This window comes from Limnobacter parvus (assembly GCF_024623725.1).
Classification (GTDB): Bacteria; Pseudomonadota; Gammaproteobacteria; order Burkholderiales; family Burkholderiaceae_B; genus Limnobacter; species Limnobacter parvus.
On the sequence record NZ_JANKHG010000001.1, the window covers coordinates 204,506 to 230,875 of the forward strand.

Annotated in this window: 18 protein-coding genes; 3 read left to right on the forward strand and 15 right to left on the reverse strand. The window is 43.7% G+C overall.

Annotated elements, in window-relative coordinates; translation table 11 throughout:
- Positions 1-5 precede the first annotated feature (5 nt).
- The 13 genes from NSP04_RS00950 to NSP04_RS01010 form a co-directional block, all read right to left on the reverse strand.
- On the reverse strand, positions 6-560 hold the full coding sequence (locus NSP04_RS00950; RefSeq protein ID WP_257510461.1) for an LbetaH domain-containing protein: 555 nt from the start codon (positions 558-560) through the stop codon (positions 6-8).
- A gap of 611 nt (positions 561-1,171) precedes the next feature.
- Positions 1,172-2,485, reverse strand: coding sequence for a hypothetical protein (locus NSP04_RS00955; RefSeq protein ID WP_257510462.1), 1,314 nt, complete (start codon positions 2,483-2,485; stop codon positions 1,172-1,174).
- On the reverse strand, positions 2,485-3,534 hold the full coding sequence (locus tag NSP04_RS00960; RefSeq protein WP_257510463.1) for a glycosyltransferase family protein: 1,050 nt from the start codon (positions 3,532-3,534) through the stop codon (positions 2,485-2,487). Before NSP04_RS00960 ends, NSP04_RS00955 begins: the two co-directional genes overlap by 1 nt.
- Before the next feature lie 4 nt (positions 3,535-3,538).
- On the reverse strand, positions 3,539-4,693 hold the full coding sequence (locus tag NSP04_RS00965; protein WP_257510464.1) for a glycosyltransferase: 1,155 nt from the start codon (positions 4,691-4,693) through the stop codon (positions 3,539-3,541).
- Positions 4,690-5,523 (reverse strand): O-fucosyltransferase family protein, encoded by an 834-nt coding sequence (locus NSP04_RS00970; protein WP_257510465.1) that lies wholly within the window; start codon positions 5,521-5,523, stop codon positions 4,690-4,692. Before NSP04_RS00970 ends, NSP04_RS00965 begins: the two co-directional genes overlap by 4 nt.
- Positions 5,520-6,569 (reverse strand): glycosyltransferase family 4 protein, encoded by a 1,050-nt coding sequence (locus NSP04_RS00975; protein WP_257510466.1) that lies wholly within the window; start codon positions 6,567-6,569, stop codon positions 5,520-5,522. The genes NSP04_RS00970 and NSP04_RS00975 overlap by 4 nt, the downstream gene beginning before the upstream one ends.
- A gap of 732 nt (positions 6,570-7,301) precedes the next feature.
- Positions 7,302-8,141, reverse strand: coding sequence for an FkbM family methyltransferase (locus NSP04_RS00980; RefSeq protein ID WP_257510467.1), 840 nt, complete (start codon positions 8,139-8,141; stop codon positions 7,302-7,304).
- A 31-nt stretch (positions 8,142-8,172) separates the two neighbouring features.
- Positions 8,173-8,874, reverse strand: coding sequence for a class I SAM-dependent methyltransferase (locus NSP04_RS00985; RefSeq protein WP_257510468.1), 702 nt, complete (start codon positions 8,872-8,874; stop codon positions 8,173-8,175).
- Positions 8,856-9,680: a DUF268 domain-containing protein gene (locus NSP04_RS00990; protein WP_257510469.1), complete on the reverse strand. Its 825-nt coding sequence runs from the start codon at positions 9,678-9,680 to the stop codon at positions 8,856-8,858. Before NSP04_RS00990 ends, NSP04_RS00985 begins: the two co-directional genes overlap by 19 nt.
- Before the next feature lie 17 nt (positions 9,681-9,697).
- Positions 9,698-11,005: a lipopolysaccharide biosynthesis protein gene (locus tag NSP04_RS00995; protein ID WP_257510470.1), complete on the reverse strand. Its 1,308-nt coding sequence runs from the start codon at positions 11,003-11,005 to the stop codon at positions 9,698-9,700.
- Between the two features lie 1,003 nt (positions 11,006-12,008).
- Positions 12,009-13,016 carry an NAD-dependent epimerase gene (locus NSP04_RS01000; protein WP_257510471.1) on the reverse strand — a complete coding sequence of 336 codons (1,008 nt, stop codon included), beginning with the start codon at positions 13,014-13,016 and terminating at the stop codon, positions 12,009-12,011.
- Positions 13,013-14,182, reverse strand: coding sequence for a nucleotide sugar dehydrogenase (locus NSP04_RS01005; RefSeq protein WP_257510472.1), 1,170 nt, complete (start codon positions 14,180-14,182; stop codon positions 13,013-13,015). Before NSP04_RS01005 ends, NSP04_RS01000 begins: the two co-directional genes overlap by 4 nt.
- 7 nt (positions 14,183-14,189) lie before the next feature.
- Positions 14,190-14,531, reverse strand: a complete 342-nt coding sequence (locus NSP04_RS01010; RefSeq protein ID WP_257510473.1) for a MarR family EPS-associated transcriptional regulator — start codon at positions 14,529-14,531, stop codon at positions 14,190-14,192.
- Positions 14,532-14,854: 323 nt separating this feature from the next.
- On the opposite strand from NSP04_RS01010, the gene NSP04_RS01015 reads away from it, so the two are divergent.
- Entirely contained in the window at positions 14,855-15,595 is a 741-nt protein-coding gene (locus tag NSP04_RS01015; RefSeq protein ID WP_257510474.1) for a glycosyltransferase family 2 protein, read from the forward strand.
- 2 nt (positions 15,596-15,597) lie between these two features.
- Here NSP04_RS01015 and NSP04_RS01020 read toward each other — a convergent pair whose 3' ends face one another.
- Positions 15,598-19,671 (reverse strand): glycosyltransferase, encoded by a 4,074-nt coding sequence (locus NSP04_RS01020; protein ID WP_257510475.1) that lies wholly within the window; start codon positions 19,669-19,671, stop codon positions 15,598-15,600.
- Positions 19,672-20,123: 452 nt separating this feature from the next.
- On the opposite strand from NSP04_RS01020, the gene NSP04_RS01025 reads away from it, so the two are divergent.
- Both NSP04_RS01025 and NSP04_RS01030 read left to right on the forward strand, forming a co-directional pair.
- The gene (locus NSP04_RS01025) at positions 20,124-20,822 is read left to right on the forward strand and encodes an FkbM family methyltransferase (protein WP_257510476.1); all 699 of its coding nucleotides are present in this window, start codon (positions 20,124-20,126) and stop codon (positions 20,820-20,822) included.
- A 120-nt stretch (positions 20,823-20,942) separates the two neighbouring features.
- A complete protein-coding gene (locus tag NSP04_RS01030) occupies positions 20,943-22,388 on the forward strand; it encodes a hypothetical protein (RefSeq protein WP_257510477.1) in 1,446 nt (481 codons plus the stop codon).
- 193 nt (positions 22,389-22,581) lie between these two features.
- Here NSP04_RS01030 and NSP04_RS01035 read toward each other — a convergent pair whose 3' ends face one another.
- The gene (locus NSP04_RS01035; RefSeq protein WP_257510478.1) at positions 22,582-26,337 is read right to left on the reverse strand and encodes a beta strand repeat-containing protein; all 3,756 of its coding nucleotides are present in this window, start codon (positions 26,335-26,337) and stop codon (positions 22,582-22,584) included.
- Positions 26,338-26,370: the final 33 nt, after the last annotated feature.

The window sequence follows — 26,370 nt, forward strand, 5'->3', positions numbered from 1 at the left end:
CAAGATCAATCTTTGACCCCTTTCAAAATTCTCTTTCTATAAGATTTGGCCGGATAACCTCTAGCAACAGTCCATGGATCAATATCCGAAAAAACGCAAGAACGAGCATTAACTACCGCACCTTCTCCGATAACAACCCCAGGGCCTACAAAGACATCCGCAGTAACCCATGCGTAGTCATCGATTCTAATAGAAGCAACCAATAATGGCATTTGAAGATCCGTGTAATCGTGTGTTGCGGTACACAGATGGCAAAATTGACTAACAGTGACATTTTTACCGAGACTTACCGTTGCGACGTTATAGCAATTAACCCCATGGCTTAAGCAGGAGTTTTCTTCCATAATCAAATTCCAAGGAGCCCAAATATTGGCCGATGGGTAAGGATGGGCACCGCTACCAACTGATGCACCAAATAATCTTAAAATAAATCGCCTCCAACCATGCAGTGGTATAGGACTCAGGCGAAAAAAAGTAGAAGAAACAAAGTACCAAAGTAATCGAGCGATCTTATTTTTTAAAGATAATCTTTTGACGTGATAATTATCGGAAAGACCCATATAAGAAACCATCTCTACGAATTTTTAAGAAAATCAAATCGAAGGAAAATATTTTTGCTAAAGTACTCACAAACAATTCACATGCATCAACAACAAAACACGAAATAGACTGGAACAACCATCCGACAGCCAATAAAAATAATAAACCTAAAGCGCAATAACCATCATGGAAAACAAATATAAATCGCACTGAAAAATGTAACTTAATATACATTAAAAAAACAGGAAAAATATTGTCTATAACAAAATAAATTATATATAAATAAGAAGAACAGACAAAAGCATCAAATCACATCCATGAATCAACACAACAATTTTTCGAATCCTACGCAGTAATTAAAATAAAACATGCGTATATATCGAATTTTATTTGACAAATTTGAATATAAAAAGCAATTGATTAAAATTCTTAAGTGCAATTTAAAATCAAATCACCATTTAAAATTATTATATAATGCAATTAATCAATCAAAGCAATACCAGGCAAGGTAAAATCATACGAGCCAAATAGGATACAATAATAAATAGAATTAATGAAATCTGCAGCGCTATAAATACTACTCAAGAATAATTAAACAATAGAAATACAATACTTATCAATACAAGACAAATTAAGATTTAAAATGAACTCCATCAAATCTAGAGATCTTCGCAAGAGATCTATATTCAACATCACAGGTACTAATTGCATTGAAGAACAACATCAATATTAAAAAACTACCGAACGGAAAAAAGACAAAAATTAAAGGCAGGAAAGCGATGAAGTAAAACACGCGAATTAATGAACCATATATAGATAAAATCAAAAGAAATATACCACCAATTCCTCCAACAATGCCATAAAATATTAAGGTTGCATTTGGCAAAGATCTAAATCCTTGAGAAAAACCATATTCATAAAAATATGAGTATCCAGAGCCAAGAAAAAAATTAAAGTAATCAGCTAACCAACGATCAGCATAGAATGACTCATGGCTCTCTAACGGTCCAGTTTCTCCACTAAATCTTTCAAGTAACCGATTAGAAACAAAGTCAAAGATAAACTCCCTAAGAGATGGAAACAACATATTTGATACAAATACTATTATTCCGAAAAAAACAACTCCGCGAAAAGAAATTCTTAAATTAGTGAGAAAATATATAATTACTGCCAAAACAAATGAAACCATTGCGGATGTAGAAGCAGTTAAAACCAGCAATGAAAACTGCGCAACAATCAGATAGCGAATTTTCAATATTGAATCAACGCCATACTTCATACAATACAAAACTACTATAAAGCACACAGAAGAAACGTTCGCCAAAAACTTCGGCTCACCAAATAGAGCATATGGCCTAAAGATAGAAACTCCACCTAAATTATAGGCTGCATACTTTATTTCACCCAAAACGTTAAGACTATAACTTGATTTAATTCCATTAACAGGAAAGCCAACATTAAAGGCTACAATTTGATAGATCGACAGCAAAAAAGAAAAAGAAATTAGAAAAACGCAAACTCTTGAGACTAAATCCAACCGAGATCGCAGATCTACACCTTTAAAAAGAATTCGTGACAAAAACCAAATGATAATTAAATTAACAAAAAATTGAACTGAGAAGCGTACTGAATTTAAATCAATATTAAGATCAGAAAAAATAAAATTTATCACATCTCGAGCGAAGAGATAAATAATAAATAATATAAAATACGGAGAGTAACGCAGATTATAATAAACACCAAAATAAATTATTGTGAGAATAATCCCAGAAGTTTTTATGGGGTCAAAAGTGGATCCGCCAACAATAAAGCACAAACCGTCATATAACATAAGCGAGACAGCGAAAGCCCTAAGATTCAAACTATCACTTCTATACAAACTATAAATAAAAAAAAGCAATGGTATAAAAGCGAAATAATCAGGTAGAAGAAAAAGATTTGGCATTAAAACACCTTAGGTGGGTTAATGACTTGACGAACTCGATCAAAAACCGAGAAGTTACCTTTTATAACTACAGCCTGACCGTTGAGCAGAATCTCGTGTGCGCAAGATTGATTAGACAAGGCCCAATAAATCTTTTGAATTGCTTCTTCAACTGAACTAAAAAAAAGAGCGGATTCAAAATCAACAAATATTGATTCTAAATATTTAGTTCTTTCTACAAGAAGTAAATTTCCTGAAGCAGGAATTTCAAAACAGCGTCTAGTATATTCATCTTTGTTATGCTTAGAAAGAAAACAAAGGCAAATTTTTGATTTACTCAATAAGTCTATATATTGATCACCAAAGTGCTCACAAACATGGTCGTAATAATTAATTTCATCCAATACATTAGCAGTCCAAGTATTACCCCCACCTAGAATCAATTTAAATAGAGAGTTTATTTCCTTTAAATAAATAATGCGTCCATCACATTCATAATGTCCAACAAAACAGACTTCAAAAGGGCGGCCTGTGTATTCACCCAATGTGGGTGCGGTGCGAAGATCAATCCAAGGTAGGTAATAGCTTGGAAAAAGTAATACACTAACAGCTCCGTAGGCTTTAGCTTCTTCAACATTCTGCCAACGATAAACGAGAACATTGTCAGCGTATTTAATTTGCTGACGAAAATATCGTACTAGATATTTGTCGTCGAAAATTCCCGGATTTTGAAGAGAAGAATAAGGATTATCATTATTGTATATTATTATCTGACATCCAGGCCTTACAAACTTTAAGATCCGTAAAACGATTGGATGTATCCAAAATGCTTTCCAAAGAAAAACAACATTAGGATTTCCTTTAATTATTCGAAAAAATAAATTAATACTTAAATAAATAACTAATGGCGACGGCAAAAAGTTAAACCTTAACTGAAACTTCGTAAAAATAGAGTTCCCAAGAGACACTTTATCGCTAATTACTAAATATCCAACTTTTCGCAATGCTACAACAAGCGCATCCTCATAAATTGGATAAATGTATGTTCCATGAACAATAACTTTTCTCAAGTTTTCAATTTCCTAGCTTTTCATATAATTTTAAATATTCCGACAAGATATTTTTTTCGGAAAACTGATTTATAAATTGCCTCAAAGATATTGAGTTATTTTCTTCACAATAAAATGGTTTATTAAGTCTATCGAACGTATTCACAAGATTAAGCTGAAGGCTCTCGTATTGGCAAACTATAGGATTAACAGGAAATTTAACAGACACCCAATGAAGGTTATCGGAAAAAATCGGAATACAACCAGCAGCAACTCCTTCCAGCAAGGACAATCCGAAATTTTCCGTTTTGCTACACATAATAATGAAGTCGCTACACTTGAGCTGCTTTATTTTTTCTTCTTGGTTCAAAAAACCAAGAAATCTTACTCGGTCACGAAAAGATGGGCTTACCAGACTCTTCAAATATTCTTCATAACTTGCATCGCCGGAACCCGCAATTTTCAGAATAAGCCTATCATTGGTTGTCTCAACAAAAGCTTTTAAGATAACATCAATATTTTTTATCTCGTCAAGCCGACCTAGAAATATAACATTTAATTCCTTATTATAAAATCGTTCAGCATCATCACAAATTTTCGAATATACGTTATCTGGAATATAGTGATTTATTTTCACATAACTTTTTATTGTAATCGATTTTACCAATAAGGATTCTAGTGCCTCTTTATCAGAGGAAAAAATAAAACGGTTAGCAGTATTCAAAAGTCGCCCTAGAAAAATTTGGAGCACCAGTTTTTTTTTCTTGTGCGATTTATACATTGAATATTTTTGCAACATCCCATGAGGCTGCACCACTGCAATGGAATTTGAAAGGAATCCTGCTTTTCTGATAAATAGAAAAATCCAAGTCCAAGGTTGCCATAAACCATGGAAATGCATTACGAAGCTGGATTTCCTCTCTGATTTAGATTTTATAAATAAATTTAGCAACCGTCGATAATTAATAACTTTAATTTGCAGGCTACCAGCGGCTGTATTCGGATCCTTATTATCATTAAATCTCATTTCATAAGAATCTAATTGTAGCCATTGCTTGACTACCACAATATTTGTGAAATTAGTTCCTGAAAAGTATTGGGATGAGATAAATGATTCTACAAAAGTCGAGGTGCCGCCACTTTTTGGGTCTAAAGAATCAATAAAATGGTATATTTTCATTCAATTTTAGCCCAATTGGCGGGAATCATTTGCAAAGGATTCCATCGACCTATGCCGTTTATACTAAACGGCGGGAAATAACTTTTATTACTGTTAGTTAATATTCTCGCCCACAATGAGAAGGTGCTATTGCATCCAACAAACGTTTCATACCCCATCATCTCAATAAATACGCTACTTTCATCTCCATCGACATACTCAAATTTTACCGTATCACAGCACAAACCAATCGCAATAGATTTTATATAAGAGTCGTCATGCATATCACTATATACCTTAACTTTTCTTATATTTGGTTTTACACAAAGAATTTTATTTATAGCCCTTACCTGCCAGTCTAAAATAGGAGAAATGTCATAGTCACCGTCGTCCTTGTCAAACCGACGAACATGGACTCCCAATTCACTGTTATTTTTAGTTTTATTTTCCATCTTAGTAAAACTTAGACTCTCTAAGATGCAATATTTTAACTGCCCTTTACTGTCATAATAATCCCTGACATCCTGAATATCAGTTTCGAGCATTATCAATTTCATTAAAGAATATTCGACTTTGGAATCGCTTTCATATCGCTCATGCCAATAACCTATAAAACGATTATTTGGAACTAGTTTCGTGGCAATGAAAATTATTTTTGCGAGAAGCAGAGGCATTGAATTGAAATTAAATACAAGTCGGTAATTTGGCTTTCTTTTATACTTGAAATCATATGCAAACCCGGTTTTATCGTCAACCAGCAATCGTTGAGCGTATTTATCGCAAAATACAATTGCCCGCGTCAACTGAAATAGCTGATTTCCCAAACCACCTTTCAAACGAATCACAATCATAATTTATTTAGTTTTCTTAATACATCTGCTACGATTTCAATCGAACAGTGTGACTTCGCAAGTTCAATAGATAAACATCCTTTTGATTTTATTTTATCTATTGGCATTTCCAATATTAACTCCAAGTCTCGGCTTAAAATACCACCATCATCTTTAGCAATAAAGCCATTTTTCTCAGTAACAAGCAAAGCAGAATTTCCGCAGAACTTTGTGGTTCCTAGCATTAATCCACAGAACGCCGCCTCGACTAATGAAAGTGGCGAGGGGTCACGGAATGTATTAAGTAGGAAGACATGCGCCTCTTTGTATATCTGTGGCATATCCTTTGGATCAACATGTGCCACCAGCTCAATCTTATCACCTAATTTTAAATCGGATATTATTTGCTTCACATTATTTCTTAGACTTCCGTCTCCGACGATAGTTAAGTGCCAATTATTCTTCTTATTTATATTATTGAATTCTTTTATTAATTCAACAACACCCTTAAAATGTTCCAAGCGCGCAACTGTAACAAATTTAACCATTGGATCTATACTTATACATCGCCCTTCTATATTTCTCGCATATTGCCTCTCATCAATTGTGTTGGGAAAGTAGTATATTGGACTATCAATTCCCAAATTATTTTTTATATAGCAAATAGCTTCATGATTAGGGCATAAATACCCATCGAATATTTTGTAAAAGCATTTTCTCATTATTCTTATAATATAATTTTTTCGAGCTATCGACTTCGCATGACTCTCAGACCAAAAAATTACTCTAGTCCCAGAAATCTTAGCACGACATGCTAAAATCCAATTATTTAAATGTGTCCAAGACCCTCCGAGGATTAAACACTCGCAATTTATTTTTTCGAAAAACGACCGATAACTGAAATAGCTTGAAAATCCAAAATTCTCATAATATAAACTTTTCATAAATCTATGTGGGTATGCATTTTCTCTTTTCAAATATACCCATTGTCTATTTGGCTCAGTCTCAGCATAATATATAACTTCAAAATCGATATCTTTGTGATCTGCATATATCATGTTAAACATTGCTACCCGATATGGCGCCGGTATATTTTTATATATCTTGATCATAACTATTTATCTTGTACGTGATTTATGTAAATTAATTTTAAGTACCCTCCAAACCCTTTTAAACCATGTTTTTTTATTCATACTTACACACAATCAAAAAAATATTTGGATTATATTTATTAATAACCCGAAATTTCTTTTATTTTGAACATTCCCCTTTAATAAAAAAATTTTATTTGAAAAGATTTACCCCTTTTACTCTTCTTTTCAGATTATCTTATACACCTACATCTATATTTTTTATCTCAAGCTATATTGTATTTTCAAAATTTAATTATTTTATTCGTCAAAACTGAACTGCACCTTGCCGCTTCTCTACATCATTTATATTCAGCGTTAAGCCATATTTAGATTCGTGAATAATTTTCAATTCAATACACCTCTATTCCTCTCGTCAGGCTGGCTGGGGGTTTTTTAGTTTGCATTGGATTTTATTCATCCACTTCACTTTTCCTTGTTATTTAATAAGCTCACGTAGCATTATTGTTTTGATATCAATTTTTCTCGATCATCTGAAACCTTATCTAGCCTTCGTCTTTTGGTTTACACTTTTAATTTTCTTAAGAATGTTTTATTTGATGCCTTAGGACTTTTTAATTTGCAACTTATAAATACCATCAGTGTCTCCAAATTAATGTTCTTATTCGTTTATATTACGTGTCTTATAAGCTGATTTCTCTCCTTATTCTAAATAGGAATATTTATATTTTTGTCTACAAATAGAAAATTATGGGTTTCCAATTTGTACTCACCGGTCATTACCCCATCGATGATTTTTTGAGTCACTGGCATGGCTTTTGTATCCGCTGTGACCGCTCGATAACCATTTGCAAAGAACAATTCAAAAGTTTTATCGAAAGTTGGATTTATATTGATACCTGCTGGTTGGTGTTCGTTAAAAGATACCTCCAACAGCCATATCGGGCGAGGATTATTTGCCAACACTTGTTTTGCGCCTTGTAGCATCATCCATTCCGCCCCTTCAACATCCACCATCATTAGAGCCTTTTTGCCTCGCAGAGTATCTCCCAGTATGCGATCAAGGCTTAATACAGGCACTTGAGTCACATAATTTTCCGGGATATTTGCCCAGCCCTTGACCAAAGATGCTCCCGTTCCACCTCCCCACATTTGCAAAATTTCTGTACTTGAGCCCAAAGCAACTGGAAAAACTTCAGCTCGATTCGACCAACCGTTGTTTCGTATATTTAATAACAAATAGTACAAGTTGCGCAAATTTGGTTCTACAGCAACAACGGGTTTACCCAAACTCAGTGCGTGGCAGCAGTAGTACCCCACATTTGCACCTACATTAACCAAAACATCCACATAAGGGAGCAGTTTACGTACCATGGCCGTTTCCTCTTTTTCAAAAGCACCGGATGCCATTGCATCGTGCCCAGCTAGGCTGAAGCCCCATTGCGTATCACGCGGTGGTCGCCTCTGATCAAGAAGATCACGTGAGTTACGGTATAAGAGCGCCAAGGTTGGATAACGCTCACCAACAAAATTAATTAATCTTTTCATATTATGGTTCCATATTTCAAATCAGCGTTTTTTATAATGCGCGCTTTACTGCCACGCATAACCAACCAAAACACGCCACATCTTTGGCGCACCTATTTCCACGCAGTTTGAAATAGGCTAAACCTAACAGCGCGTAAGCATATGCTAGGGGCCAACTCCAATTTCGTCGTTGCCTTTCAAAGCCACCTAAGCGTGCTATCTCTTGTTGCAATACCCCATACCAATCACCGTTTGCCACCAAAGTCTCAATGCAAAAACCTCGATTTGGCAGATGATATTCATACCAATACTTCGAAAAACCACTGCAATAATGATAAGGTGCCATGTGGACGTTTGAGGCAAATGGAGCAGTAAGGATCAAGACACCGCCTGGTTTAAGCAAACGGGTGAATTCATCAAGGGCCTTAGTAGGCTCGGGCACGTGTTCTAGCACTTCGCTACATAAAATCACATCGAAACTAGCGTCGGGCGCAGGGATCGCCATTATGTCACTAACTAAGTCAATGCATGAAGTATCCCATTTTTTGGAATGCAAGCCCTCCTTAGATGCCCCACCTAGCGAGCCATGATATTGGCAGAAATCTTGTGATACATATTCGAGATGCTCGCAGTACCTGCGGTTTCTTAGCTCACCAGCACCTGCATCAAGCAATCGCACCCCAGCCGGCAATCCATTTAAGATTTTCCTCAACCAAGCTTGACGGTTTATTTCGTTTATATCTTTGAAGAACATACCGCTTCCTTATCCATGCTTCGTTTGGTGAACACGAACAGGCCTAACTGGTAGCGCTGTAAAGTAAATTCATGCAATGCTGTGCTATCAACATTTAGTTCCTGTGGTCCATTCTCTGGATTAATAATAATTAACTTTTGTAGAAATAAATCAGCAGCTTCAGCACAGCGCAATATACTACGTGGGTCGAACACCCAGTTAGCGTTAAATTCGACGCGTTCTTCACCGATCGGGGTTGAAAGATAATATGTACCCCCCGGCTTAAGTAACTTTGCCATATTGGCGATGCCGCGTTGATATCCTAGGGGGTTAATCGGATCACCATAACGGCCAAGACCGAAGTGCTCGATAGCATGCAGACATGATAGAGAATCACAATAACCCTCGCCTTCGGCTGTTGGCAGCGAGGCCGAGTCCATTAGGTCAGACTGACGGAATGTCACACCGGGCACTTTTGTGCTAACTGGACGAACGTCGAAGACCTCACATTCTCTAAAGCTGGCCACGTGCGCTACAAAGCCATCTATCCTTGATCCAATGTCTACGTGTTTGATCGGGTTAGCCTCATGAATTGCACGCGCTACCAACAGATCCTGCCAAAAATACTCGCTTTTAGTTGTACCTCCTTCTACATAGCGATCATGCAGGCATGGCATAACCTTCATCGTGCCCTCATAGCCCTGGCGAAAAGTAAACCAATCACGCAAGAAAGAGGGAAGGCCTCTAAGCGATCGAAGTAAACGCTGTGGGTCGAAGCCAAATTGGCTGGAGAGCACCCAGTGAAGTTTGATAAGAGTTGACTTCATTTCAATCATTCCCTTTATTATGTTGTGGACATCCGACGAGCTAGGATCGCCATCCACACAAAGTAAAAACCAGAAAAAGCGAGCATTGCCCACACCACGCCCTGAAGGCCACCCAGTGCAGCGCCAGTTATATTTAATAAAATACCTGTCAATGCCGTAATAATTTTCGCTACTGTCATAGCAGATGGCTTCATCTCGCTTAAAAGTTTCAGGGCGAGCATTTGACCAGCCGCAAAAACACCTCCGGAAAGGATAACCAGAGGCAATAAGTGGGAATTCCCATGAAACTCAGAGGCGACAAGAATGCCGAATAACCACTCGTGTAGCACTAGTGTTATCGCAGAACCAAGCAGAGTAAAAAACAGCGAAAATATAGCTATTCTCCAGCTTATTCGGTGAACATTCGTATTGCGAGTTTGGTCAGTCGCGTCACCAGAACGTTGATAAAGAACAGGACCCAAAAAACTTACGGCCATGCCGGTAATTAAAGCAATCGGTGTGAATCCCAATTGGAACAGTACCGCATACTGGCCAACGTCACTAGTGGACGCAAAAACTTGTAACGCCCAACGGTCGGATATTTGTTGCCCCCATGTGAAAATACCAAAGATTGTGAATGGAAATGAATAAGAGTATATCTGAGGTGCCCATTTCTCTCTAAGCTGTGTAGACGTTTGCCGCAGAGGAATTGTTCGGCGCAAAAAAATAATCTGAGAAATTATTATTAGCATTGACGAGCATGCATATCCAATTAAGACTACAGTGCTGGAAAAATCCAACCAAAGCATTAGACATAATGCAAGAAAAATTTTCAGCCAAGCATCTAGCCCTCCATGTAAAGCGACGATGGCTCGCTGCCGAGCTGCATTTTGAATACCATTGAGGACACTGTTATATCCACTCAACACGGCGAATAGTAAGGCCACCGCCGCCATATGTATCCATTGCCCATATCCTAACCAATAAAGGCACGTCATGAGCATCAAGCCGATAGCCAATACCAGGGCTGTAGCACAGATAAGCAAGTAACGAGTGGCGCGCAAATAACCACTTAAGTCTTTCCTTTCCGCTGCGATGGAATAATACCTACCGATACCGGCAGCTAAGCCTCCCATGACTACCTGATTAACCAGTCCAGCGACAGTAAGTCCTAATGCAAGTTGTCCATATTGTTCAAGGCTAAGATATTCGGTGAGTACCAGTACTAACGCTAAAGATCCCATCACGCTAGCAATCTGCCCTCCCACAACCCAGCTACCTTCCTTTGAAAGGCGATGAACGCGGTCTTTATTGGCTTGATAATATTGGCGAGCTAACTTAAGCATTTACCTAAATAACTTGTCATATAAGGGAGACGGACATGCAGGGGAAATTTTCTACTACCGGGAACCTAACTTCCTAGTCTCGCTTGATAAATTGTCCTACTTTCATGCCGAGAACTTATAGGGTGCCTGGTCACTCAAACTGGAGCGAGGTCGAGCCGCATATTAATGCGGCACTAAGTCTTGACTAATCGACGCTTCAAGTCCGCTTGCAAACCACTTCATCGACTAGCCTGCGTCCCCGAATTCACAATTCCAGCTTACATTCGTGGCATAACAATGTGGCTTGCCTAAATCGACCAATAGCTTTTAGATTTTTCTCGCACAACAGTCAATTCGAGAAGTTTGTCGACCACGAATCCCTGGCGATTATCGCTTCGGCGGTATTTTAGTGCACCGCGCAAACTATTCACTCTGCTCAGCAAATCCATGACTCTTTAGGAGATAATTCTGCCGGCCATATCGATAGCGTGTATTTTAGTTTGGATTCATCCACAAAAATCGGGCGTTTGATTGAATCGGTATGTAAGTCGCACGCGAAATCATAGCTCCACGCCGTGACGTTTAGCTATTTACACCAGTACTTCTCTGTTTGTTTCTTTCAGGATTTGAACAATCTGTTCATCACTGAATCGGGCTCGTTTCATTTCATCTCCGTCTTCTTTGAGAAAGCATTGTTGTTAGGCCATGCTATATCGAAAAACGCTGGCCTGTTCCAGGGTATGCTAATTTATTCTCATGGCGCAGGTCAGTCGTTTCCAAACCCGCTTCAGAGCCACCAAAATCTTGCTTTCGAAAGACCTTGATCATGTAGTTTCAGCACTTCCTTTTTCAATAATTGTAAATCGCACATTCAATCCATCTTATTTTTTTTATCGAATTTCAGCACTGATAGATAGAAACTGAGAATTCTAAAGAAAGATACTTTAATATAAACTTTATATTTTTAATTTTTATTAAATTACTTAATTTATTTTCACAAAAAATAAATTATACTATATTTATTTTAATAAAATTTAAATTCCCTATACCACTTAACCCATCTTTCCATTCCATTTTCTAAAGAGATTTTAGGTTCGTATCCTATATCTAATTTTAATTCTTCAATATCTGCATATGTCGCGAGAACATCACCACTTTGCATAGGCAGAAAATTCTTGACAGCAAACTTCCCCAATTCTTTTTCAAGAAGATCAATAAATCTCAAGAGTTCAACAGGCGAGTTATTACCAATATTGTATACTTTGTAAGGTGCACTACTCGTGGCCGCATCAGGGTACAAATTGTTGAAGTTATTATTTGATTGCGCAACTTTGTCTAATACTTTTACAGTACCCTCCGCTACATCATCGACGTATGTGAAATCACGCATCATTTTTCCGTAATTGAATACATCAATGGGCCTTCCTTCCAATATTGCACTAGTGAATAACCATGGCGACATATCCGGCCTTCCCCAAGGACCGTACACCGTAAAGTAGCGCAGTCCGGTTGTAGGTAGTCCATACAAGTGGCTATAACTATGAGCTAAAAGCTCATTGGCTTTTTTACTTGCTGCATACAAACTCACTGGATGGTCTACGTTGTGGTGTACCGAGAATGGCATTTTTGAATTCGCTCCATAAACGCTTGATGAACTGGCATAAACCAAATGTTCTACGTTATGGTGGCGACATCCTTCTAGAATGTTGCAAAAGCCCACCAGATTAGTTTGAATATATATGTGTGGGTTCTTTATCGAATATCGCACACCCGGCTGTGCTGCCAAATTAATTACTCGGATTGGCTTTACTTCAGTAAAAACTGCATCTACGGTTGTATTATTTGCAATGTCACAATGAATAAATCTAAAGTTTTTATAAGGTTTAAGTTGCTCCAATCGTGCGTCCTTCAATCGTGGATCGTAGTAGTCGGTTAAGTTATCAAGCCCAACCACCTCGTCGCCACGATCTAGCAATAACTTTGCAACATGCATGCCAATAAAGCCGGCAGCGCCTGTTAGAAGTATTTTCATACGTCACCCCCAAAAAGATCGCGAGTATAAACCCTGGTCCTGACATCATTGAGTGATTCAGTATTACGGTTGCTAACTATCAAATCGGCTCGCTTTTTGAATTCGGCAATATCATTCACCACTTTTGATCCAAAAAAATCAGATTGATCAAGTACAGGTTCATAAACAATTACCTCAATACCCTTCGCTTTGATTCGCTTCATAACTCCTTGAATGCTTGAAGCTCGGAAATTGTCACTGCCCGCCTTCATGACCAGCCTGTAAATACCCACCACCTTTGGATTCCTTGCGATGACGTCCGCCGCGATGAAGTCTTTGCGCGTGGTGTTGGCATCTACAATCGCTTGAATCATGTTCTGCGGCACGTCGCTGTAATTGGCCAGCAGTTGTTTTGTGTCTTTGGGCAGGCAATAGCCACCATAACCAAAGCTAGGGTTGTTGTAGTGGTTGCCAATGCGGGGGTCTAGGCACACGCCATCAATAATTTGGCGTGTATCAAGCCCGTGGCGCGCTGCATAGGTATCAAGCTCATTGAAGTACGCCACGCGCATGGCGAGGTAGGTGTTTGCAAACAGTTTGATGGCTTCAGCTTCCGCACTGCCGGTAAACAGGGTGGGTATGTTTTGCTTTATTGCGCCTTGCTGCAACAAGGCAGAAAACTGCTGGGCACGCTCGCTTTGCTCGCCCACCACAATTCGGCTGGGGTACAGGTTGTCGTATAGGGCTTTGCCTTCACGCAAAAACTCTGGGCTGAAGATTATCTGGTTTGTGCCTAGTTTCTTGCGCAGTTGTTCTGTGTAACCCACCGGTATGGTGCTTTTAATCACCATTGTGGCCTGTGGGTTAATGGCCAGTACATCGGCCACCACCGCTTCAATCGAGCTGGTATCGAAGTGGTTGGTTTGCGGATCGTAATCGGTGGGGGTGGCAATAACTACAAAGCTTGCGCCGGCATAGGCTTGTTCTTTATTCGTAGTCGCCGTGAAGTTCAATTGCTTGTTGGCCAGAAAATCTTCGATTTCAGCATCGTGTATTGGCGACTTTTTCTGGTTCAGCAAATCAACCTTGGCTTGAACAATATCTAAGGCCACTACTTCATTGTGCTGGGCCAGCAACATGGCGTTGCTTAAACCCACGTAGCCCGTGCCTACAATTGCTATTTTCATGGCTTAGTCATTTCCTGTTCAGTTCTTGTTCAAGTTCTTCAAGTTCGGCTCTCATCAACTCAAATTCATGTCGCTTACGGGCCAAAAACCGCGTGGTAATGGCAAGCTTGTTTGCAACACCCTTCGGGGTAAGTTGGTACACATAGGCCAGTTTGTTGTCGCTGCGCAGGAAATTACCCACTTTGATCAAGCCGCGTTCTTTCAAGGCTTTAAGCTGGTAATTGATTTGCCCCAAACTAACACCAAGCTCGTCGGCCAGTTCGCGCTGGGAAATATCGGGCTTGCTCTCAATAAGGCGAAGCACGCGAAAACGCACTTCTTCACGTTGTTGGTCTAATCGATCTGACACTGGAATATTTGGTAAAAGACTGCTTTTTTTCAGGCACGCTACCGCCGTGTTGTGCGCCGATCAACAAGCGGGAAACGCAGTTGCAAGAGGAAATGTATAACTTAAGTTGCTGCTGCGTTCAAAGTTGAACACACCAAATAGTAAAGCCTAAGGCATTACATGTCTATTACATTGCTGCACTGCACATACCCAATATTGGGCACAAATAGCGCAGTTTTACTGATGTTTTACTGATTTTTTACTGATGGCTCCCCGCATTTGTGGGGGTAGTTTAGAGCGTTTCTTTATTGACCAAAATCAACTTCGGAAACAAACTTGCGTTCATGAAAATTTCCATCATCACTGCGGTGTACAACCGCGCCAGCACACTGGCGAGTTCTATCGATTCAGTTCAATCGCAATGCCATGCCCACACCGAGCATGTGCTGGTTGACGGGGCTTCCAGCGATGGGTCTGTTGAGCTGATTCAACAGCGCATGCGTGCTGGCGATGTGTTCATCAGCGAACGCGATGGCGGCATCTACGATGCATTGAACAAGGGCTTGAAACTGGCCACGGGCGATGTAATTGGCCTGGTGCATTCAGACGACTTTCTGGCCGATGTGCATGTGCTGCGCGATGTGGCACAAGCCCTAAGCAAGCCCGGTGTACATGGGGTGTATGGCGATTTGCAATACGTGTCGAAAGACGACACAAACCGGGTTATTCGCCATTGGGTATCTGGCGAATACCAACACAGCAAATTAAAGCAAGGTTGGATGCCCCCGCACCCCACCCTGTTTTTAAAGCGCGAGGTCATTGAGCAATGGGGTGGATACGACACCAGCCTGCGCATTGCCGCCGATTACGACGCCATGCTGCGCTACCTGCACAAAGGCCAAATTCAACTGGCCTACATTCCGCGTGTGCTGGTGAAAATGCGGGTGGGTGGTGAAAGCAACAAGTCGCTTAAAAAGATTGTGCAGAAAAGCCGCGAAGACATAATTGCCCTGCGCAACAACGGGGTGGGTGGTTTTGGCACGCTGGTGTTTAAAAACCTGAGCAAGGTTAAGCAGTTTTTTTAATGTTACCCACCGGAAGAAACCGCATTTGTTAAAACCTGATCAGCAAACTGCAGGAATTTTTTTTGCATCGAATTCCATGTGAAAGCCGATGCAGTGGACTTGCCAGCCGCGCCCATCGATTCACATTGGCTTGGGCTTTCAAGCAATTCCACAAGTGCATTTTGCAAAGTGGCTTCAGTAACCAGCAAGCCATTTTCGCCATGGTTTACCAATTCAGCGAAAGCGCCGCATTGCGCATTGGCCAGTACCGGTTTGCCGGCCATCCAGGCTTCCAGCAAAACAATGCCAAAACTTTCACTTTGGCTCATATTGCACAAGGCAAAACAGTTGTGCAAGGCACTTAATACGATGCTGCGTGGTTGCGGGCCAAGGTAAAACAGGTGCGGGGATTTGATCGCTTTTTGATCATCGTCTGGACCAATCATGACCATGTTAAGCCGTGCGCCTTTTTCGTTGATTCGTTCTATAGCACGAATGGTTGCATCGTAGTTTTTGGCACCCGACTTCCGACCCAACACCAGCACAAACGGCAATTTCGACGTGTAAAGCTTGGTGAATAATTCATGGTTTGCAGCTTGCGTAAATTCCTTTTCATCAATACCCGCAGGCAAATAATCTACATTGCATTGCCGCTGATCGTAATAGCGCACTGCGTCCATGGGCGATGCCAATACCAGTGAACTTTGCTGCGCAGTTTGAAGCAAATCGGGAAAGTGATAATAGTCATCGTCAAGGTGCACATGTGGCACCAAGATGCTTGGCACGCCTTGTTGGTGGGCTGTATTTATTGCCACCTGGGCTGTTTTAAAAACCACATTGTGGGTTACCACCAAGTCGTATTTGGCAACTTGTTGCGTTAAGTAATGTTCCAGCAATTGGCTGTGCGGGCCACGCGCATTGGTAAGCGAAACGCCGAGCCTGGCGCGCGATTCTTGGCTAACTTTGGCAAGCAGATCGATTAACTGGGGTTCGCTGTAACTGCGCTTCAGAACTGTTATGTCAATTGGGCGCTGTGCGGCCAGATCAACAGTGCTGCCCCCCACAATTAGTTGTTTAATGAGCAAGGCCAGTGGCCTTGCATCGTCTTGCAAAGCCGCAAGCGTGGAGTTGATTTCCAACTCACATGGTTGGCCAAGAACAACCGACAAAGCAAACTCGCCTTCAATTTTTTGCTCGCAAAGCGTTTCACCACCCGCCACGGCAACACGAACCAGGCTAGGTTTGTGCGCGTACCCTTTGATTTCAAGAACCCCAGCATTGTGGATCCACATGCCGGCATTCTTCAACGCCCACCGAACCACATGGCCTGGCCGAACCTCGGCGGGTGCCCACCCCCAAAGCAGTTCAGTTTTGGTGGCGGTGCGCGGCACATTGGCACTCAAATGATTCCAAAGCGTTTTTTCGAATTCAATGTGTGCAAACCATACTGGGCGTGCCCGCTCAACAAGATTGGCCAGGGTGTGTACATCAACCGGAAAACGTGCCACCCGTGTGTGTTGCAAACCCTGAAAGGTTGCACTTGGCTGCGCGTCAAAGCGGGAAGCGAAGCGCCCAATGTCGACAACTTCACAGGCGTTGGTCGATACAACGTCGATGTTATACCTGCCTGTTTGATCAAGCGCATCAATTAGGTGCCGTGCATATATTTCGGCACCGCCACGCGCAGGGTTGGTATAACGGTAGGTAACAAACAGAACATTTTTTCTTGGTCGATTCAAACGGTCAACCAACTGCGCGAAGCGATCAGCAACTGGCCTGAAGTCCAGTAAATCGCGAAACATTTGTATGCGGGTATCGCGGGCTGCCGCGTTCCACAATGCTGGCTTCGACGCCATTGCAAGCAATGTTGCTACAAAAGTTTTCTTGGTTGCAAGTGTGGCTTCAATCCGCGCCTGTTCAGGGTAGCCTCGCAAACCGAATTCAGTCGACAAGGTAGGCAAGCCATGGGCCAGGTAGTCTGCAAACTTGACGTTCGACCCGCTGCCGTCCAGAACTGGGTTCAGGGCAATCTGTGATCTGTAAAGTATTTGTGTTTTTAGTTCGCTACTGACAGTACCCCAAAGGGTAACGTTAGCGTGTGTGCCAAGTACACTTGAACAAACTGAACCCACGAAGTGAAAGTGCAGGCTTGGGCATCGAGGTACCACTTCCTTCACCAAAAATTGGGCTGCCAATACATTGGGCATGTGGGCAGATCCCAAAAACACAACATTCACCGGGCGCTCAAATGCCTTTTGCGCATTGCTGTCGAATTCAGGCAAATTCTTGGGGCCAAGTTCACCCACCACACCATTAGGAATAACAACAATCGGCGCAGTAACCTGCTGTGCTTCGGAAAATGCTGTGGCGTCTTCATCACTAACCGCGACGGTAAGCGATGAGCCGCTAATGCAACGGCCTTCCAGCTTTTGGACGTACTCAAGAAGCTTGGCTTTTTCTGGATGCCCGGCCAACAAACCGCGCTTCAGTTCAGTTTCATTGTTTTGCGAGGAATACACAAAACGGTCTGCAAACTGAAGTGGCAGCGGTGCCATGTAACAGTGTTCTACAACTACTGCGCTGGCATGCTGACGAAGCACGGCATAAATACCTTGGATACGCTGGTCGCTTTCTAAGCCTATGGCGGTAAGAATGTCGGCTGTAGAAATATGGCTTGAGCCACGCGAACTTTCAATTTCTTCTTCAACCAGCTTCGACCTTGGTACCTCGAGTACGCGGACATCTCGTACTTTGTAATTTCGGCAGTACGAACTATTTGAATATGCCAGCAGTACAACCGGCCCCAAGCGGGCCAGTGCTTCACACAGGCCTTGGGTTCGGGTTGCACCACCACCAATTGCATCGAATGAATTGTAATCATTAAGCACAAGTGTGAACTTTGGCTTGTTCTGGGCGTTTTCAATTAGGGTAGCAAGCAGATCTGCCGCATTACCTGCAATTGAATTCCAGGTCAGCGTGCTTCGCACATGCTGCAATGCTTTGTCCGCAATTTCTTCTAATACCTTGTTGCCCAATGCCAAGGCTTGTTCAAGTGCTGGTTTGAATTCATGCAACTCCGCATTCAAATAATGTGCGCCTGGTAATAAACCATAACCGCGCGCGCCATACTTCGTGGACAACACGGGCTTGCCTGCGGCTATAAAATCAAGAATTTTAAGGCTGGCGCCACCACCCGTATTTAGCGGATTAATTGCCAGGGCACAGCCCGCAATTATTTTTTCTTTGGCATGGTTGGCAACGAAGCCATGCACATGCAAGTTTCCCGACGATTTGATTCCACCACCACAGCCGCCGATTAAATGAAAAACAATCTGTGGCATGGTTGGTGCCAGTTCATGCGCAATGTAGTTGGCAGCCGTAACGTTCGGTGGGTGCGCACTGCCTATGAAATAAACTTCAGCAGCCTTTCCTTCGGGAATTACTACATGCGGCTTTGCAGCGTTTAACGCTGCACTTGAAACCCCATGCGGGGTGTAAAGTATTTGCAAATCAGAAAAATCCGCAAAAGAACGCATATTGGTAACGTCGTTTTCCGCACAATAAAACAGGGCATCTACCGACTGCAACAAATCATGCTCAGCCTGTTGAATTTCATCGACCAGCGGTTGCGACTTTTCAGCAGGGTGTAGCATTTTGTAAAGCGCGGCTTCACAGTTGTAGGCACAGTAAATTCGGGGCTTGTTGTCGCACCCCATAAATAGGTCAATGCCCTGGGTAAATGGCGATTCATGCACCAATACATCGGCTGTGGCGTACTCTGCCCAATAAGCGTCGTGCAGGCGCGTCCAGCGTATGCCGGCACGAAGCAAAGCCGGTGCAGACAAATCGCCACCGCTGCTTAAAGGCAAAAGTTGTTGCCAAGCCTGCAAAAAGGCCTGATCACGTGGGATACGTTTTTCTACAAATGTGGGGGTGTGCCACACTTCTTCAGCGGCCATGTCGTGCCCGGTGCTGCTAAGCAGCACTACTTTAAAATGTTGCGACAAGGCGCAATAAAAATTCAGTAGGCGACTTTCACCACCATTGCTCGGCGGCACAAATGCCGGGAAGAAGCTTAGAACCAGAACTGTTTTCATTTTTGGACCAAAGAGATACTTCGGCTGTATTTTTCTAACGGAGAGGACAAGGTGTCTTCGTGCTGGGAAAGAGTGTTCACCAATATCGCTGCCTGAACATTTGCTGAACCCGAGTTTGCCACTGCTTCAGTTTGGTCTAATGGGTTGTCGGGCTGAGTAGCAAGCGCAGTAAAGTAAGCGCTGCGCAACTTGATTTTTAAACCGGGTGCTTTGTCCAGTAGCTGCAGGGAAATTTTCCTGAGCCTTGTTGACCGCATAACGACTGCAAACACAATACGCATCATTCTTTGAATTGACACAGATGGGTTACTCAAAGACAACTCCGAGTATAAGATTTCCTGAAAACAGGAAATGATTTACAAACTTGTATTGCGTTGAAGGGTTCGGCAGAATAAAAAGGCTGACATTGAAAGGTCAAGTATTTCATTTGTATTTTTAATTAACGAGCAATTATGTACCACGACCCAGACTTCGCCATACTGGCGCATATTTTACCTAGAACGCCCGTGTGTATTGATGCTGGCGCCAATTCCGGTCAATCGATACATTCAATCAAACACGCCAGGCCCATGGCGATTATACATAGCTTCGAACCCAATCCTGAATTTTCAGAACAGCTGTTTTTTACGCAACAGCAATTCGAGAACGTGCACATTCATTTAAGTGGATTGGGGAAAGCTGTTTCCAACATGGACTTTTTCCTACCTGTCATTAATGGCGTAAGGTACACACAAGAAACAACCATGCGCCTTGAATCACTTCAAGCACCGTGGGTTGTTGAACGATTTAAAAAACGTGGCGACAAAGTAAGCTTCGAGAAATTCAACGCTCCGATTGAAGTTGGGGACTCTTTCAATTTCAGGCCTGACCTGATCAAAATTGATGTGGAAGGCGTTGAATCGGAAGTGGTTGCTGGCTTTGAGCAAACCATACACAAGTACAAGCCGATTTTGTTTGTAGAGAATGGCGATTGGGATAGGCTTGCGCCCTTTATTGATCGCTTGGGCTACTTGGCCATGATGCCAAATGAAAGTTATTCAAAACTTGTTCCTTTCCGTTCGGACCTGCCACGGGTCAACTCAATATATGTCAGCAAAACCTTTCAGCCGCCCTTATTCGCGCGGTTACCTCGCTTACTAAGGGGAATATAAGGATTTTTTGGGAGCCCCCCCGTAAACACGGGATATCACTTCTCGTAGAATGTAATTACCCTAAAAGGGTTAACCCTATTTAACTATTTTTCATATCTTTCACAGTACGGAGACCCGATCATGAACTCCACAACCGTTAAACATCAGTTGACACTGGCCATTGGTACCCTATTTTTAGCCGCATGCGGTGGTGGCGGGGGCGGTGGCACAACGGCCACTGCGCCTGGCACCGCTGGCCCTGGCACACCTACTCCACCAACCACGCCAAGCAGCTTGACGATTATTGGCACCGCTGCAACCGGGGCTGCGCTGGCAGGCGTTACGGTTGAAACGGAATGTAGCAATGGAACCGTGGCTACTGCTGTAACCACAAGCAATGGTAGTTTTAACCTAAGCGTACCTGGTGGCGTAGCGCCTTGTATTTTGGGCCTTGGTTCCAATGCGGGTAACGATGAATTGCTTAGTTTGTTTTTCGGACAAACCCGGGCAAACCTGACGCCACTAAGCCAACTAGCGATGGCTTATTTGGCTGGCCGAGCTGGCTTGCCGGGTAACTTCACTGCAGATGATTTTGTAGACAACCCCAACTACGCAAGTATTGTTGGCAACCAAGCCAACATTGACGCTGCTCTGGCTGCAGTTAGGGATAGACTACTTGCCCAGTACGGGATTGATGTGGGGCTAAACTTCATTAACGAAGAAATTGTGACCCCCACTACAGAAAACCCCCAGGGAAACCAAGCCGATCAACGGCTTGAGGCTTTGAAAACTGCAGGCGCAATTGATGCCAACGGCAGACCCGCGCTGGCAGATTTGAATGCAGCAGCCGAAAAAGGGGGAATGGATGCAACCATGAACCCGAACCCACCACCCACGCCAGAACCAGAACCTGAGACACCACCTCCCAATACGGGCGGAGGTACCGGTACCGGCAGTGCGAGTGCTTGTGCTAACTCAGCATTGGCAACGATTGGCACGACCACAAGCTACACGTTCCGCACCACAGCCGGTAGTACGACAATTAATAGCACGGTGAACTCGGAAATAACCCAACGAACTTTATTTGAAGGCAACAGTGCTTTAGAACAAGTTTCTGATTCGGGCGGTGTAATCACGAAATCATATTTTGATTTTGCCAACAACATAACCACCTTGTTTGGCTCTGAATCAAACATTACGGTTTCAGGTACACAAACCAATACCAAAACTGTATTTACCCCACCCTCCACAGTAGCCGACCTTACTTTGCAGGCGGGTGGATCGTTAATGCGTACAGAAAGCTCCACGACCACGGTTTCAGGTTCAGCTGCTGGGTTTCCTTTCAGCAACAGCAGCAGTGCTTCACAAACCGTGACGGTAACGTTCTTGGGAATTGAGCCCGTTTCTGTGCCCTTAGGTACCTTTCAGGCTTGCCGATTCAGAAAAGAGATTGTGAACAACTCGCAAGCTTCGACAGTTGATGAGTGGATTGCCACTGGCAGTGGCATTGTGTTGAAAAACATGAGTGGAAACGGCGTGACTGAAACTACCGCGGCCACTGTCAACGGAATGCCTGTTACCCCGTAAAGCTTTACCGATTTTGGCGACACTGCATAGCTGCTTGCTGCCATATAAAAAAACCCTCAACCATGGAAATGCTTGAGGGTTTTTTATTGATAACACACCAGTAAAAACCCCCAGCTCCTTGTGAGAACTGGGGGTTTTAAATGCCCCGCAAGGGGCATTGTTATTGCTGTTGGATTAGTTCCTAATCGGGTGATTAAGGAGCCAAAGGTGCCAAAGCGATTAGCAAAGCATCCAGATCCACTAGACCAGTCAACTTAACAAGTGTGTCGCCGGTGTCAAGGTTGGAAGTGTTGCCATTGTCAACGAACGCGTATGTGTCACCCTGGAATTGGAACACAAGTGAGTTTCCTGCTGCCTGGGCAGCAGATTGCACGGCGTTTTCAAGAGTGGTAACACCAGCTGCAACTGTGAACTTCGCACCGCCGGTGAAACCAGCTACTGCGATGTCGTCGGAAGTGGCAGCCAATACCAGTGGGTTATTGGTGTTCAGCACCAAGTTCAAGCCTGTTACGGTGTCAAAGTTGGTAATTACACCGCCAGCACCCAATACAATGTTAGAACCGCCTGCGTTGAATGTAACAATATCCGAACCGCCGCCAAGGGTAATGCTTTCAGCCGCTGTGTTGGATGTTGTGTATTCCAAACCATCATCGTTGGCGATACCTGCTGTCATTGCGCTTGCATTAACAGTGACCAAGCTTGTGCCCAATCCGTTAACCACTGTTGCACTGCCGTTTCCGGACAATGTCAGCGATGTCAACTCGTCGAGTGATCCGCCATCAACGGTAGTTACCGCGACTGATGCCAAAGTTGGTACAGGAGGAGTCGCAGTTGTTGCACCGTTAGTCAATGTAACGTTCAGTGTTGTCAAATCACCGGCCACTGTGGTGTTAACCGCGTTAGACGCATTGGCCAACACGCTCAAGTTCAGAGTTTGAGCATTTGCTGTTACTTGGTTGGCTGCAGACGCGTTGAATACAAACGCGGGTGAAGCTGAACCGATCACATCACCTGAAGTAATGTTCAAGGTACCAACGTTGGCAGCATTCACTGTATAGCCCTGTGCAGTTGCAACCAAGTCGTCTTGGGTACCCAAGCGCTGGGTTGTAACACCAGTTACAGACGAGTTGTCAGTAAACTGCAGTGCTGTGTAGCGAGCCTGTAGCAAGTTAGCGTTCAGGCCAGTTTCTGCACCGTTGAAAACCAGCTGCTCGAAGCTCAACAAGCGCTCATTGATAACAACGTAATCGCCGTTTTGACGACCAGCTACACCGGTAACAGCAACTGTATCCGTGCCATCACCGCCGGTGATTGAGTCACCAACCAGAATGCCGCCAGCACCCACTGCGCCCAAGTTCAAACCGTCGTTGCCTGCACCCATGTCAATGGTCAGCTTGCCTGTTGAACGAGAGTTCAGTGTTACACCGTCCACTCCGTCACCGGTAGAGACTGTGGTTGCACCAGTGCCTGTCGTCGCCATTGTCACGCCATCATTGCCAGCACCAGTGCTTACCACTGCATTTACAGCAGCAACGCCTGGGGTGATGACGGTAGTAACACCGCCAACTGTCTGGGAAACCTGAGCCACTTCAGCCGCTGTGGTGGCTGTTACAGTCAAGGCGTCGTTGCCTGAGGAACCAGTTACGTTTACAGCACGTGTACCAGTTGTTGCAACCAAACCAGCGGTGCCGGTTAGGCCAGAAGCATTTACTGTTTCGGCGTTAATCGAAGTCGCTACAAAGCCATTAGAGCCAGTGATGTTCACGGTTGCTGGTGCTGTTACGGCTGGGTTGCCAGTCGTAGTGCCATTAACTGTTACAGCGTTGGCAGTTTGCAGGGTTGCTGCGCCAGCTGCGCTGGTGTTGATAACCAAAGTTTCAACGCCGTTGGCAGTGATCGATTGACCACCAAATGCGTTAACTGCAGTTAACACCGCTGGGTTACCAACGTTAACAGCCGCTGCCGTGTTAGCAATGGTCACTTGGTCAGATGTTCCTGTACCTGCAGAGGCCACTACAATTGCGCCAGTGGCAGCAGCACCAAGGTTAACCGTTGCAGCAACACCGGTGCCGAAGGTTACGCTGGAAGCTGCAACAGCAGTACCGTTCAAGCTTACTGTGTCGATACCTGCCTGAATGTTTGAAGTGACCAATGTGGTTGCGTTCTGTGCATCAATTACGGTAAGCGCTTCAAAACCACTGATGGATTGGTTAGCGGCAACAGCAGCTGGGCCAACAGCGGTTAGAACGGCTGAGGTTGCAGCCAAGGTGTCACGATCGGAACCGCCAGTCAGTACGTCACGGTTAGCGCTACCCACTGCAGTATTCAAAGTAAGGCCAGCGCCAGCGTAGTTCACGGTGTTGGTGCCTGAAATCAAAGTGATTGATTCAGAACCTGTGCTGTTGGCGGCCACGTTTACTGTGTCGTTACCACCACCAGAAATCACAACAACAGAACCGGTTGCAGTTGTGGTCACATTTAGCGTGTCATTACCAGCGCCGCCCACCAAGAAGTGGCGAGCTGCGGCTGCTGCATTGGCGGTCAAGACATCGTCGCCCGCGCCAGCGTTGATGTATACGTTGCCTACTTCACCAACGGTTGTTGCCGTATCGGCAGCAGCTGTGCCCAGAATTACAGTTTGGAAATCGCCACGATCTTGTGCTGGAACCAACGCACCAGCCGCGTCTGTACCAATTACGCTGAACTGGTCAGCTTGGTTACCAACGAACTTTGTGCTTGTGTTTCCAGCAGTGATGTCACCGTTTGCGCCGTCAATATTCACGGTGCCTGTGCCATTGCCAACGGCGCCGCTTTCAAAAGACATGACCACTGAGCCAGCGGCTGCGCCTACCACGCCAGTCACGTTGACTTGGTTGGCACCAGCACCTAACACCAAAGTCTTGTTACCAGCGTCGGCCAGATTCAAATTAACGGTATCTGCCAGCGAAGAACCATTCACAGTCAGTGCCGCGTTAAAGCCATTAATAGTCGCGGCTGTTGCGCCTGCACGAGACATGTTCACTGTATCAATACCCGCTGCGGCTGCATCTGCACCCAAAGCGATATTGCCAGCGGCACTGATAATTTCAATGTTGCGAACGCCGGTCAAGTCACCAACATTCAATGCGCCAACGTTAATCAAAGTATCACGGCCTGCGCCACCGTCGAGCATGTCGAACTGGTCAAGGGTCGGATTGCCATTGAGAGGCCTTGCGTCAAAGGTGTCATTACCTGCTGTTCCGGTAATGTTATCTACACCGTTGCTGAGAGGAAATAACTGTCCTGGAACTTGGTTGCCACCACCTACGCCGCTTCCGTCACCGCCTGCACCGATGTTGGCTGCTACGTCGGCGCGGGTTTGGTCAAGGGTAGCTTGGCTGTTCACGCGGTCTACAATTGCTTTCAGCTCGTTCACGTTGCCGGTAGTTACGTTACCGCCAGTTGCGCCAGTCAAGCCAGTGAAGTTCGCAATCATGATTTTGAACGGGAATGCTTGTGCGCCTGCATCCAGCTGGGCGTCGCCAGTGGATGGCCGTGTACCGTTATTCAGTCCATTACCGACGATTTCAATTGAATTCAAAAAGCCTGTGAAGAAGTTACCGAACTTCAGGGGATCGCTGCTTGCGTCTGATGCATTCAAGCGGCCAATCCAGAAATCACGACCTTGGCCAAGCACGCTGTTGGCGGCAGCACCTGAAACGTCTACGCCTAACAAGATTTCGTAAGCGCGATTCACAAGCAATGTATTGTTAGCTGCAACGTTTGCGGGGTAGAAAGCGCGTGCCGAAGTTGTTTGGAACATGGCTTCAAACGTTACTGGCAATACGCGTGGGTCGGTTGGGCCAGTAAATCCCTCACGTGCGAAAAATGTGTTGTTCCAAAAATTGTAGCCTTCTACGTTGGAAGCAATACCGAAAATCCCGGCGTAACCTTTACCGACATGAGCCATGTTTTAAATCTCCAAAAATTAAATTAACGTTTT